At 71.9% G+C, this 12534-nt stretch carries 13 protein-coding genes; all 13 read right to left on the bottom strand.

Features of this window, described 5'->3' with window-relative positions:
• Positions 1–35 precede the first annotated feature (35 nt).
• The 13 genes from GGQ69_RS02745 to GGQ69_RS02685 all read right to left on the bottom strand — a co-directional run bounded on the left by GGQ69_RS02745 (position 36) and on the right by GGQ69_RS02685 (position 12500).
• On the bottom strand, positions 36–818 hold the full coding sequence (locus GGQ69_RS02745) for a class I SAM-dependent methyltransferase (RefSeq protein WP_183524295.1): 783 nt from the start codon (positions 816–818) through the stop codon (positions 36–38).
• Positions 815–1765: a bifunctional riboflavin kinase/FAD synthetase gene (locus GGQ69_RS02740; RefSeq protein WP_183524291.1), complete on the bottom strand. Its 951-nt coding sequence runs from the start codon at positions 1763–1765 to the stop codon at positions 815–817. The genes GGQ69_RS02745 and GGQ69_RS02740 overlap by 4 nt, the downstream gene beginning before the upstream one ends.
• A gap of 58 nt (positions 1766–1823) precedes the next feature.
• Positions 1824–2279 carry a hypothetical protein gene (locus tag GGQ69_RS02735; protein WP_183524288.1) on the bottom strand — a complete coding sequence of 152 codons (456 nt, stop codon included), beginning with the start codon at positions 2277–2279 and terminating at the stop codon, positions 1824–1826.
• Positions 2272–2634, bottom strand: coding sequence for a hypothetical protein (locus GGQ69_RS02730; protein ID WP_183524285.1), 363 nt, complete (start codon positions 2632–2634; stop codon positions 2272–2274). The genes GGQ69_RS02735 and GGQ69_RS02730 overlap by 8 nt, the downstream gene beginning before the upstream one ends.
• Positions 2631–3560: a tRNA pseudouridine(55) synthase TruB gene (gene truB / locus GGQ69_RS02725; RefSeq protein ID WP_183524282.1), complete on the bottom strand. Its 930-nt coding sequence runs from the start codon at positions 3558–3560 to the stop codon at positions 2631–2633. Before truB ends, GGQ69_RS02730 begins: the two co-directional genes overlap by 4 nt.
• Positions 3557–3994 (bottom strand): 30S ribosome-binding factor RbfA, encoded by a 438-nt coding sequence (gene rbfA / locus GGQ69_RS02720; RefSeq protein ID WP_010145191.1) that lies wholly within the window; start codon positions 3992–3994, stop codon positions 3557–3559. Before rbfA ends, truB begins: the two co-directional genes overlap by 4 nt.
• 35 nt (positions 3995–4029) lie before the next feature.
• Positions 4030–6921, bottom strand: a complete 2892-nt coding sequence (gene infB, locus GGQ69_RS02715; protein WP_183524279.1) for a translation initiation factor IF-2 — start codon at positions 6919–6921, stop codon at positions 4030–4032.
• Positions 6922–7056: 135 nt separating this feature from the next.
• Positions 7057–7368 carry a YlxR family protein gene (locus GGQ69_RS02710; RefSeq protein WP_183524276.1) on the bottom strand — a complete coding sequence of 104 codons (312 nt, stop codon included), beginning with the start codon at positions 7366–7368 and terminating at the stop codon, positions 7057–7059.
• A gap of 90 nt (positions 7369–7458) precedes the next feature.
• Complete coding sequence (nusA, locus tag GGQ69_RS02705) at positions 7459–8427, bottom strand: transcription termination factor NusA (RefSeq protein ID WP_183524273.1); 969 nt, start codon at positions 8425–8427, stop codon at positions 7459–7461.
• The gene (gene rimP / locus GGQ69_RS02700; protein WP_183524270.1) at positions 8428–8991 is read right to left on the bottom strand and encodes a ribosome maturation factor RimP; all 564 of its coding nucleotides are present in this window, start codon (positions 8989–8991) and stop codon (positions 8428–8430) included.
• A gap of 10 nt (positions 8992–9001) precedes the next feature.
• Complete coding sequence (locus tag GGQ69_RS02695) at positions 9002–9748, bottom strand: TSUP family transporter (RefSeq protein ID WP_221243473.1); 747 nt, start codon at positions 9746–9748, stop codon at positions 9002–9004.
• Between the two features lie 60 nt (positions 9749–9808).
• A complete protein-coding gene (locus tag GGQ69_RS02690; protein ID WP_183524264.1) occupies positions 9809–11629 on the bottom strand; it encodes a proline--tRNA ligase in 1821 nt (606 codons plus the stop codon).
• A 55-nt stretch (positions 11630–11684) separates the two neighbouring features.
• Complete coding sequence (locus GGQ69_RS02685; RefSeq protein ID WP_183524261.1) at positions 11685–12500, bottom strand: sensor domain-containing protein; 816 nt, start codon at positions 12498–12500, stop codon at positions 11685–11687.
• Positions 12501–12534 lie beyond the last annotated feature (34 nt).

The raw sequence follows: 12534 nt of genomic DNA, 5'->3' as shown, positions 1-12534 counted from the left end.
CCACCGCGGACTGCAGCGGGCGCCAGCCGTCCATCCTAGCAGAGGGGCCGGACCTCGCAACGCCACGCGCTCGTGACGTACGGCAGCTCCAGCAGCTCCCCGGGCGCGTGTCCCAGGTGCTCGAGGAGGTACCAGTCCAGGTTGGCGCGCATCCGGTCACGCACGGCGTCCGTGGCGCGCAGGTGGTAGGACCGGGTGGCCATCAGGTCGTGGAGCCCCTCCGGGGTGATCGGCTGGGTCCAGTGCCACCACCGGCCCTCGGGTGCCGTGAACCGCTCCCCCACGGCCGGAGGCTGCCGCGGCGGGTGCACGTCACCGGCGTGCATGATCCGGCTGAGCCGGTGGACCCAGGGCACCGAGGTGTCCAGCTGGTTGGAGACGATGCCCAGCACGCCGCGCCCGAGCAGCCGTGCGGCCTCCCCGGCCCCGGCCTCGGGATCGATCCAGTGCCAGGCCTGGGCGGCGGTCACCACGTCCGCGCAGCCGTCCGGCAGCCCGGTCCGCTCGCCCCCGGCCTGCACGGTGCGCACGCGGGGCAGTGCGGCCCGCAGGACCTCGAGCATCGCCGCGGAGGGATCGACGGCGCTCACCTCCAGTCCGTGGGCGTCCAGCAGGGCGGTGAACAGTCCCGTGCCGGCCCCGAGGTCCACGGCGGTCCGGGCGCCGGCGGGGACCAGGAAGTCCACCACGCCGGCCGGATAGGACGGCCGAATCGCGTCGTAGCGCCGGCCGGTGGCGAGGAACGCCTCGCCCTGGTGAAGCCGGGCGGCCTCCGTCAGCCGGGGGGCGGCCGTCGGGCGCGGGGGGACGGGACTCACGAGGGGACGGCCAGGACCTGACGGGTGCGGTCGACGTCGTCGGTCATCTGCTCGATCAGCTTCGGGATGCCCTCGAAGGCGACCATGCCGCGCAGCCGCTCGACGAACTCGACCGCGACCTGCTGGCCGTACAGGTCGAAGTCCTCCACGGCCTCGTCCGGCCGGTCGATCACGTGGGCCTCGACCACGCGGGAGACCCCGTCGAAGGTCGGGTTGGAACCCACGGAGATCGCCGCCGGCCAGCGGCGGCCGGATTCCTCGTGCAGCCAGCCCGCGTACACGCCGTCGGCCGGGATCATCCCCTGGACCTCGTCCGAGAGGTTGGCGGTGGGGAAGCCCAGTTCCCGGCCGCGGGCGAACCCGTGCACGACCTCGCCGTGGACGCGGTGGTTCCGGCCGAGCACCCCGGCGGCCTCGGAGACGTCCCCGGCGCGCAGCGCGTCCCGGATCCAGGTGGAGGAGCACCGGCGGTCCTCGCCGTAATCGGCCACCGGCACCACGTCGAAGTGGTACTTCTGGCCCAGGGCGCACATCGTGTCGAAGTCGCCGGCGTTGCGGTACCCGAAGCGGACGTCGCGGCCGACCACCACGGTGCGGGCATGCAGGGCGTTGACGATGACGTTGCGCACGAACTCCTCGGGGCTCTGCTGGGCGAACTCGAGGGTGTAGTGGATGACGACCAGGCCGTCCAGGCCCACCTGGGACAGCAGGCGGGACTTCTCCTGCAGGTCCGTGATGGACTCCTGCGGCTCGTTGGGCCGGTGCACCACGCGCGGGTGCGGGTCGAAGGTGATCGCGATCGCGCACTGCCCGGCGGAGCGGGCCGTGGAGACCACGTGCTCGAGCACCTGCCGGTGTCCTCGGTGCACGCCGTCGAAGTTCCCGATGGTGACGACGGACGGCTCGAGTCCCGGGGGCACCTCGGCCAGCCCGTCCCAGTAGTGCACTACGGTCCTTCCGCCTCGTCGGTCCTTCAGGTCCACGGGATTCCGGGGACCCTGAACATTATCCACCCGCTCCGGTGCGGCCTGCGACCTCGTCACGGTGCGTGAGCAGCCAGGCCAGGCCGAGGAGGGGCAGGACGAGCGGGATGTAGCCGTAACCGGCGCCGAAACGGCTCCACACGGTGTCGTCCGCGAACAGCTCCGGGTCCAGCACGGTCCACAGGCCCACGCCGAGCACCCCGGCCAGTTCCACCAGGACGGCGACCAGGGAGACGTACCAGGCGGTGCGCCCCGTGCGGGCCAGGGACAGCGTGGCCACGATGTAGACGGCGGCGGCGAAGGCGGAGAGCAGGTAGGCCAGCGGGGCGGCGGAGAACTCCGTGGCGAGCTGGTACAGCGACCGGGCGAAGGAGGACAGGGCGAAGACGGCGTAGACCATCACCAGGATGCGGCCCAGCCCCTGGTTGCGCTTCGGCCGGGCGGGCGCACCCCCGGACTCGAGGACCTTCTCAGCCAAACCAGATCACCTGCATCCTGTACAACATCACGAAGACGGTGGGGCCGACGGCGGCCATCACCAGGTTGGACCAACGGGTCTTGTCCGTCACGGCCCACACGAAGGCCACCAGGGGCACCACCAGCGCGGTGAGGACGTACCCCCAGAACTCCCAGAGGGCTCCGCTGACCGCCTCACCCCCGGACATCCGGAACGCCGCCCCGGTGCCGTAGACGAGCAGGAACAGCTCGACGGCGGCGATCGAGAGGATCGAGGCGTCCGCCGGGAAGCGGCGCAGCACCGTCATGACGACGCAGATGAGCAGGGAGAGGGCACACACCACCGTCCCCGCCCAGAACCAGGCATCGAGGATCACGGGGCACCGTCCGACGCGGCCGGCGCGAACACGATCTCCGGCTTGGCCCTGCCGTCCCGGTCGCTGAGGAGCGCGACGACGGCTCCGTCCGGGGCCTGCCCCGCCACGGTGCCCTCACGACCGGTCGCGGTGATCCGCCGGCCGAAGGACAGCTCCACCGCCTCGTCCGGGGTCAGCCGGCGGACGGGGAACAATCCGGCGGCGGCCTCGGACAGGTCCGTCGCGGTGAACCGCTCCCCCAGCTGCTCGATGGTCACGGCGTCGGCCACCGAGAACGGCCCGACGGCGGTGCGGCGCAGCGCTGTCAGGTGCCCGCCGGTGTCCAGCGCCTCGCCGAGGTCCCGGGCCAGGGCCCGGATGTAGGTACCGGAGGAGCAGTCGACCTCCACGTCCAGGTCCACGATGCGCCCGCCGTCCAGGCGCCGGAACCCGGTCAGCTCGAAACGGCGGACGGTGACCGGCCGGGCCTCGAGGGTGACGTCCTCACCGGAGCGGACCCGGTCGTAGGCGCGCCGGCCGTCCACCTTGATGGCGGACACGGCCGAGGGCACCTGCTGGATCGCGCCGGTCAGCGGGAGCATCGCCGCACGCACCCGGTCCTCGGTGACGGCGTTGGCGAGCCTGGTCTGCACGACCTCGCCCTCGGCGTCGTCGGTGACCGTGCTCTGGCCGAGCCGCACGGTGGCCAGGTAGGTCTTGTCGGACCCGGTGATGGCGGTGAGCAGCCGGGTGGCCTTGTTGAAGCCGACCACGAGCAGGCCCGTGGCCATCGGGTCGAGGGTGCCGGCGTGGCCGACCTTCCGGGTGCCGGCCAGCCGGCGGACCTTCCCGACGACGTCGTGGGAGGTCCAGCCGGCCGGCTTGTCCACCAGCACCAGCCCGGAGGCGGAGGTGCCCGGAGCGCCCTCGGGCAGCTCCCGGCTCACCGGGGGCTGTCCTCGTCCCCGTCCGTGCGGTAGGGGTCGGCCTCTCCCGCGAAGGAGGCGTTCTGCCGCTGGCGGGCCAGCTCGGCGTCACGCTCCTTCGCCTGCTGGAGGACCTGTTCGAGGTGTGCCGCCGCCTCGGGGACGTCGTCGGCCACGAACTCCAGGGTCGGCACCAGCCGGATGGTCAGCTGGCGGCCGACCTCGTGCCGGATGGCGCCCCGGTGGGTCTCGAGGACCTCCCGGACACCCTCGGCGGCCGTGCCGTCACCGAGCACCGTGTAGTACACGGTGGCGTGCTGCAGGTCGTTGGTGACCCGCACCTCGGTGATCGTGATCGACTCCGTCCGGTCGTCCTTGACCCGCTTGCGCAGGGCCTCGGCGACCAGCACCTTGATGCGTTGGGCCAGTCGGCCCGCGCGTGCCGGATCGGCCATGGGACTTCAGTCCTTTCTTCCGTGTCGGACGCGCATCAGGCGCGCGGCTTCTCCTGCATCTCGAAGGTCTCGATGACGTCGCCTTCCTTGATGTCGTTGAAGCCGCCCAGGCCGATACCGCACTCGTAGCCCTCGCGGACCTCGGTGGCGTCGTCCTTGAACCGGCGCAGGGACTCGATCTTGAGGTTCCCGGCCACCACGGCGCCGTCCCGCACGAGGCGGGCCGCGGCGTTGCGGCGGATGAGACCGGACCGGACCAGCGAACCGGCGATGCTGCCCCACTTGGAGGAGCGGAAGACCTCGCGGACCTCCGCGCTGCCCAGCTGGACCTCCTCGTACTCCGGCTTGAGCATGCCCTTGAGCGCTGCCTCGATGTCGTCGATCGCGTCGTAGATCACCGAGTAGAAGCGCATGTCCACGCCCTCCTTGTCGGCGAGGTCGGCGACGCGCTCGGCCGGGCGGACGTTGAAGCCGATGATGATGGCGTTGTCCACCGTGGCCAGGTTGACGTCGTTCTGGGTGATCGCACCCACACCGCGGTGGATGACGCGCAGCTGCACGTCGTCCCCGACCTCGATCTCCAGCAGGGAGTCCTCGAGCGCCTCGACGGCACCGGAGGCATCGCCCTTGATGATGAGGTTGAGGGTGTCGATCTTGCCCTCGGCCACGGCCTGGTCGAAGTTCTCCAGGGAGATCCGCTTGCGGCGCTTGGCCAACATGGCGTTGCGGTCCGCCGCCTCGCGCTTCTCGGCGATCTGGCGGGCGGTGCGGTCGTCCTCGGTGACCAGGAAGGTGTCACCGGCCCGGGGCACGGAGGACAGGCCCAGCACCTGGACCGGACGGGAGGGCAGCGCCTCCGTGACGGTCTCGCCGTTGTCGTCGAACATCGCCCGGACGCGGCCGTGGGCGTTGCCCACCACCATGTTGTCCCCGACGTGCAGGGTTCCGGACTGCACCAGGACGGTGACCACGGAACCGCGGCCCTTGTCCAGGTTGGCCTCGATGGCCACGCCACGAGCGCCCTTGTTCGGGTTCGCGGTCAGGTCCAGCGCCGCATCCGCGGTGAGCAGGACGGCGGAGAGCAGGTCCTCGATGTTGAGGTTGTTCTTCGCCGAGACGTCCACGAACATCGTGTCGCCGCCGTACTCCTCCGGCACCAGCCCGTACTCGGTGAGCTGGCCGCGGATCTTGTCCGGTGAGGCCTCCGGCTTGTCAATCTTGTTGACCGCCACCACGATCGGCACACCGGCCGCCTTGGCGTGGTTCAGGGCCTCGACGGTCTGCGGCATGACGCCGTCGTCCGCGGCGACCACGAGCACGGCGATGTCCGTGACCTTGGCACCACGGGCACGCATGGCGGTGAACGCCTCGTGGCCCGGGGTGTCGATGAAGGTCAGCTGGCGCGGCGTGCCGTCGTGCTCGAAGTCCACCTGGTAGGCGCCGATGTGCTGGGTGATGCCGCCGGCCTCGCCCTCGATCACCTTGGTGGAGCGGATGGCATCCAGCAGGCGCGTCTTGCCGTGGTCCACGTGGCCCATGACGGTGACGACGGCCGGACGGCGCTCGAGGTCCTCCTCGGTCTCGGCGGCCTCCTCGGCCTCGAGATCGATGTCGAAGGTCTCCAGCAGCTCCTTGTCCTCGTCCTCGGGGGACACGATCTCGATCGTGTAGCCGAGTTCGCCGGCGAGCACCGCGAAGGTGTCCTCGTCCAGGGACTGGTTGGCGTTGGCCATCTCACCGAGCTGGAACAGCACCTTCACCAGCGCCGCCGAATCGGCATTGATCTTCTCGGCCAGGTCGGCCAGCGAGGAACCACGGCGCAGGCGGATGGTCTCGCCACTGCCGCGGGGAACCTTGACGCCGCCGATCTCGCGAGTCTGCTGCTCCAGCTCCTGACGCTTCGCGCGCTTCGACTTGCGCTGCTTGCCCCGCGGACCGCCACCGCGGCCGAAGGCACCCTGGGTGCCGCCACGGGCCGTGCGGCCGCCGCGCGGACCGCCACCGGCGGGCCCGCCGCCGGTGCCGCCACCGGGACGGCCACGGCCGCCCGGACGGGCCGAGGCGGGAGCGGGCTTGTTGATGTGGCCGGGCATCATGTTCGGGCTCGGGCGTGGGCCGCCCGGACGCGGAGCCGCGGGAGTGCCGGCACCGGCGCCCGCACGGGGGGCACCCGCCGGACGGGGACCACCCGGACGCGGACCGCCGGAGCGCTCCTCCGGACGACCGGACCGCATGCCCTGCTTGGGTGCGAACGGGTTGTTGCCCGGACGCGGGCCACCGGGACGGGGACCGCCCGGACGCGGTGCGCCGGCACGGGCACCGGAGTCCTTGGAGGTGAACGGGTTGTTCCCGGGACGGGCCCCACCCGGCTTGGGCGCGCCGGCGCGTGCCGGCTGGGCCGGACGCGGGGCTCCGGGCTTGGCGGCCGAGGCCTTCGGTGCGACCGGGCCCGGGGTGGGGGCGGCGCTGTCCGGGGCCGGGGCCTGGTCGACGACGGGCGGCTGGGGGGCCTGGGCCGCCGGCTTCTCGGCCGGGGCCTGAGCGGCAGGCGCCTGGACGGCAGGGGTCTCCACGACCGGGGCCGGTGCTGCCGGGGCCTGGGCGGCCGGTGCGGGCGCCGGTGCTGCCGGGGCCTGGGGGGCCGCCGAACCGGGCTTGGGCGCGGCCGAACCGGGCTTGGGCGCGGCGGAACCGGGCTTCGCGGCGGTGGCGGGCTTGGCGGCAGGGGCCTTCGCGGCCGGGGCCGGGGCACCCGAGGACTTGGGAGCGACGTCCGCATAGGCGGAGCGCAGCTTCTTGACCACCGGGGGTTCGATGGTCGAGGAGGCGGAGCGGACGAATTCGCCCATGTCCTGAAGCTTGTTCAGGGCCTCCTTGGATGAAATTCCGAGCTCCTTGGCGAGCTCGTGGACGCGGACCTTGGCCACGGTTCTCCTGTTCTGGTCCGCGCCGTGGCCTGTGGGTGGAGCCGGGGGCTCCTCCTAGACCGCGTCAGACGGACCGATGTACGTCAAAGGTGTTCATCGTTGGGCACTCATCGCTTGGTGCTCATCGGGTTTCCATCAGATCTCTGACCCGCTCTCGTCGTTCGTTCTCAGGGCCGGTGCCTCCAGGTGCCCGGCGAGCAGCCCGGCCAGGGCGGTCGCGTCGACCGGGCCACGGAAGGCCCGGTTGAATGCGCCTCGCTTCAGGGCGGTCTGCAGGCAAGCGGGGTCCGGGTGGAGCCAGGCCCCTCGGCCCGGCATGCGGCGGCGTGGGTCGGGCACCACGGATCGGGAACCCGTGACACCGTCCAGCACCAGTCGCACCAGCTTGGTGTGGTCCTCCCTGCCTCGGCATCCGACGCAGGTCCGCACCGGGGTGTGTGCCTGCATCGGGAGTCGTTCTGCCTTCGGAAGGGAATTGGACCTGAACCAGTCTACCCCAGTCGTCGTTCCCGCGCCCCCACCGGGGTCGCCCGGGGCTCAGGTGCGGTCTTCGCCGGCGATGTCGATGCGCCAACCGGTCAGCTTGGCGGCCAGGCGTGCGTTCTGGCCCTCCTTGCCGATGGCCAGGGACAGCACGTCCCTCGGCACCACCACCCGGGCGGAGCGGGTGGCGGCGTCCACCACCGTGACGGAGCTCACGCGGGCGGGGGACAGCGCGCTGGCGATGAACCGTTCCGGGTCCTCGCTGTAGTCGACGATGTCGATCTTCTCGTCGTTCAGCTCGCTCATCACGGCACGGACCCGCGAACCCATCTCACCGATGCACGCTCCCTTGGCGTTGACACCGGGCCGGGTGGACTTCACGGCCATCTTCGTGCGGTGCCCGGCCTCGCGGGCCAGGGCCAGGATCTCGACCGAACCGTCCGCGATCTCCGGGACCTCCAGCTCGAACAGCTTCCGGACCAGTCCGGGATGCGAGCGGGACAGGGTGATGGAGGGGCCCTTCAGGCCGCGGTGGACGTCCACCACGTAGGCCCGCAGGCGCGTGCCGTGGGAGTAGTCCTCGCCGGGGACCTGCTCCGGCGGAGGCAGGACGGCCTCGACGGACCCGAGGCTGACCTGGATCATGTGGGGATTGGTGCCCTGCTGGATGAGCCCGGAGATCAGCTCACCCTCCCGGCCCTTGAACTCGCCCAGGATCTGGTCGTCCTCGGCGTCGCGCAACCGCTGCAGGATGATCTGCCGGGCCGTGGACGCGGCGATCCGGCCGAAGCCCTGGGGAGTGTCGTCGAACTCCCCGACGGCCGTACCGTCCTCATCGAGCTCGGTGGCCCAGATGGTCACGTGACCGGTCTTGCGGTCCAACTCGGCGCGGGCCTGCTGCAACGCGCCGGGAGACTTGTGGTAGGCGACCAGGAGGGCCTGCTCGATCGTGGGCACGAGCTTGTCCAGCGGGATCTCGCGCTCCTTCTCCAGCAGCCGCAGCGCGCTCATGTCGATGTCCACTCAGACCTCCGTGTCCAGTTGTTCGCGGGAGGCATCGCCGCCACCGCTGGACAACTCTACCTGCACCCGCCCCGGGCCGAGGCGGTCGTAGTCGTGGCGTTCGGGCTCCCCCACCTTGGCGGGCATCCCCTTCTTGGCCCCGGCACGCACGGGGACGAGCACCACGCCGGACTCGTCCGCCTCCCGGATGCGGGCCGTGACCTCCTGTCCCCCGAGCGAGACGGTCACCATGCGCCCCACGTTGCGGCGCCAGTGACGCGGCTCCGTCAGCGGACGCGAGACGCCCGGCGAGGAGACCTCGAGCTGATAGGGCTCGCTGCCCAGTTCCGGCAGGTGGTCCCCGGCGGCGTCCAGCGCCTCGGACACCGCGGTGGCCACGGCGGCCACGTCGTCCAGGTCCAGCCCGGCGGTGCCCTCGGGGCGGTCGACGACGACCTGCAGGCTGCGGTGCCCGGGATCGCCCGCCACGGTGACGGACTCGAAGTACATCCCGGCGGCCTCGACGGCGGGGGCCACCAGCTCGGCGAGCGAGCCCGGCTGACGGGCTGTGGGGTTCTCAGTCATTCGCCCTAGGTTACCGGCCCAGCAACAGGTCGTATCCCAGCCGCGCGATCAGCACGAACACCACGATGAGGAAGACCACGCGGATGAACCCGGCACCGCGTTGCACCGCCATGCGCGCACCGACGTAACCGCCCACCATGTTGGCCGCGCCCAGGATGAGCCCCAACCCGAGCAGGACATGACCCGAGGGCAGGAAGAACGCGATGGCCCCGAGGTTGGTGGCCAGGTTGACGATCTTGGCCTTGGCCGAGCCCTGCAGGAAGTCGTAGCCGAGGATCGCCACCAGCGCGATGACCAGGAAGGTCCCGGTCCCGGGACCGAGCAGGCCGTCGTAGAAGCCGATGACCAGGCCGATGACGATCGCGACGGCCAGGTGCCGCCGGCCCTCGTACCGCAGCCCGGTGTCCCGGCCCAGCTGGGGCCGGGCCGCGGTGAACACGGCCACCCCGACCAGTGCCAGCACGATGACGGGCTTGATCACCTCGGCCGGCAGCAGCGTGGCCACGATCGCCCCGCAGAAGCTGCCCACCAGGGCGACCCCGGCCATCGGCAACGCGGTCCGCAGGTCCGGGTGCACGCGCCGGTAGTACGTGACGGCGCTCGTCGTGGTGCCGAAGACGGAGCCCATCTTGTTGGTGGCCAGCGCCTGGACGGGCGAGATGCCGGGCACCATCAGCAGGACGGGCAGCTGGAGCAGGCCGCCCCCGCCCACGACGGCATCGATCCAGCCGGCGGCCAGGCCCGCCAGCACGATCATGACCACCGTGGCGGCGGTGATCTCCTCCAGCCCCGTCAGCACGGTCCCCTCCCGCCCGGATCAGCCGGCCACGAGCGTGGCGATGACGTCGGCGGCCCTGGCCACCTCCACCTCCCGGGCCTCCCCGGTCGCCCGGTCCTTGACCTCCACGACGCCGTGGGCGAGCCCGCGGCCCACCACCACGGAGGTGGGGATGCCGATGAGTTCCACGTCGGAGAACTTCACGCCGGCGGAGACCTTCTTCCGGTCGTCGTAGAGCACCGTCAGTCCGCGTTCCTCCAGGCCCGCGACCAGTTCCTCGGCGGCGGCGAAGATCTCCTCGCCCTTGCCGGTGGCCACCACGTGGACGTCGGCCGGGGCCACCGCCCGCGGCCACACCAGGCCCTTCTCGTCGTGGTTGGACTCGGCCAGGGCGGCGATGGCCCGGGTGACGCCGATGCCGTAGGAGCCCATGGTGACGACGACCTGCTTGCCGTTCTCGTCGAGCACCTTCAGGTCCAGTGCCTCGGCATAGCGGCGGCCGAGCTGGAAGATGTGGCCCATCTCGATGCCGCGACGGGTCCGCAGGGGCCCCGAGCCGTCCGGGGCCGGGTCGCCGTCGCGCACCGCGGTGGCCTCGACGACGCCGTCCCAGGTGAAGTCGCGCCCGGCCACGAGGCCGAAGACGTGCTGCTGGGACGCGTTGGCCCCGGTGATCCAGGGGGTGCCGGGGGCGATCCGCGGGTCCACGAAGAAGGGCACGCCGGATTCGGCCTCGCCGCCCAGGAACTGGGTCGACGCACCGTCCGCCGCGACGCGGGCCGGGCCGATGTACCCCTTGACGAAGGAGGGCACCTTCCCCAGGTCCTCCTCGGTGGCCGCCTCGAGGGTCGGTTCGCCCGTGGCGCCGAGCAGTTCCCCGACGCCGGACTCCAGCCGCTTGAGGTCGACGTCCCGGTCCCCGGGCACGGCGACGACGAAGGGCCGCCGCTGCTCGCCGTCGAGCACGGCGGTGACCACGACGCACTTGAGCGTGTCCGCGGCGGTCCACTCGCCCTGCGCACGCGGGGCGAGCTGGTTCGACACCTCCACCAGGGCCGCGATCGTCGTCGAGTCCGGGGTGTCCTTCACCTCGGCCGCCGGGGCGCCCGCGAGCGCCGCCTCGTCCAGCGGTGCGGGTGCCACGGTGGTGACCGCCTCGACGTTGGCGCGGTAGCCGCCGTCGGACTCCACGAAGGTGTCCTCGCCGATCGGCGAGGGGTGCAGGAACTCCTCCGAGGCAGAACCGCCCATCGCGCCGGCCGTGGCCTGCACCGGCACGACCTCCAGGCCCAGCCGGGCGAAGATGCGCAGGTAGGCGGCCCGATGGTCCTGATAGGCACGCTCGAGGCCGGCGTCGTCCACGGTGAAGGAATAGGAGTCCTTCATGATGAACTCCCGCACCCGCAACAGGCCCGCCCGCGGCCGGGCCTCGTCCCGGTACTTGGTCTGGATCTGGTACAGGTACGCCGGCAGGTCCTTGTAGGAGGAGTAGTGGTCCTTGACCAGGAGGGTGAACATCTCCTCGTGGGTGGGCGCGAGCAGGAAGTCGGCGCCCTTGCGGTCCTTGACGCGGAAGATGCCGTCGCCGTAGTCCTCCCAGCGCCCGGAGACCTCGTAGGGCTCCTTGGGCAGCAGGGCCGGGAACTGGACCTCCTGGCCGCCGATCGCGTCCATCTCCTCGCGCACGATCTGCTCGACCCGGTTCTTCACCCGCATGCCCAGCGGCAGCCAGGTGAAGGCGCCCGGGCCGGCTCGGCGGATGTAGCCGGCGCGCACGAGCAGCCGGTGGCTGGCGACCTCGGCGTCGGCCGGGTCATCACGCAGGGTGCGGAGGAACAGGGTGGACATGCGCAGGGGCACTTCGGCTCCGATCGGTGGGTACGGTGTTGCGGTCTGGGAAAGCGGGGGACGGTGTTCAGCCGTCGAGTTCGGCGCGCAGGGACTCGACCTTCTCCAGGCCCTCCTCGACGGGGACGGTCCGGTCCCCGACGCGGGAACCCGCGTAGGTGACCAGTCTCTCGCCGTCCTGGACGTAGAGGGTGGTGGAGGTGGAGGACTCGGTGCCCTCGGGCAGGTCGACGTCCTCGATCGCCACGGACGTGCCGATCGTCATGGCCAGCGCGGCGTCGGCGTCGGCCTCCACGTCGGCGAGTTCCAGGGTGGCCTCTGCGGTCATCCCCTCCCCCATCCCGATCGTGTAGGACGAGCACGTCCGGGCGAACTCCTCGTAGTCGGCCAGGGCCGCAGTGGCCGCGGCGGCGTCCGGGAACAGGGTGACGCTGAGCATGTCAGACGCCGGGGAGGCCGGGTCCTCGGCGTCGACCACGATCCCCCCGACCAGCTCGGTGCCCTCCGGCAACCGGCCCGTCTGCGCTGCCAGTCCCTGCTGGCCGCACTCCTCGGGGGTGACCGTCATCTCCGCGGTCATGCCCTGGGCGCTCTCGGTCAGCTGCTGGAGCCTGTCCCCGCTGACGATCTGCGCCTGCTCCCCCAGGACGGCCTTGAGGGCGGCCTCGATACCGGAGACCGCCCCGTCCTGGGTCGTCGAGGCGCTCGGGGTGGCCTCCGCGGCCGACCCGGTGGCCGACCCGGTGGCCGACCCCGTGGGCGGGGCCGGGGTGGTCTCCCCCTCCGTGCCGGACCCGCCGCAGGCGGTGAGGGCCAGGGCCAGCACGCCGGCGCCCAGGACGGCCCGCAGCGCGGGGGCGGGGCGGAAGGGGTGAGGATTCATGGCCAGGCTGTGCTTTCTGGACGCCGGTGGTGAT

Origin of the sequence: Micrococcus sp. TA1 (assembly GCF_014199555.1) — a bacterium.
Taxonomy (GTDB): Bacteria; Actinomycetota; Actinomycetes; order Actinomycetales; family Micrococcaceae; genus Citricoccus.
Note: the sequence above shows the minus strand (reverse complement) of the source record. Positions and strands in the feature narration are given on the sequence as shown.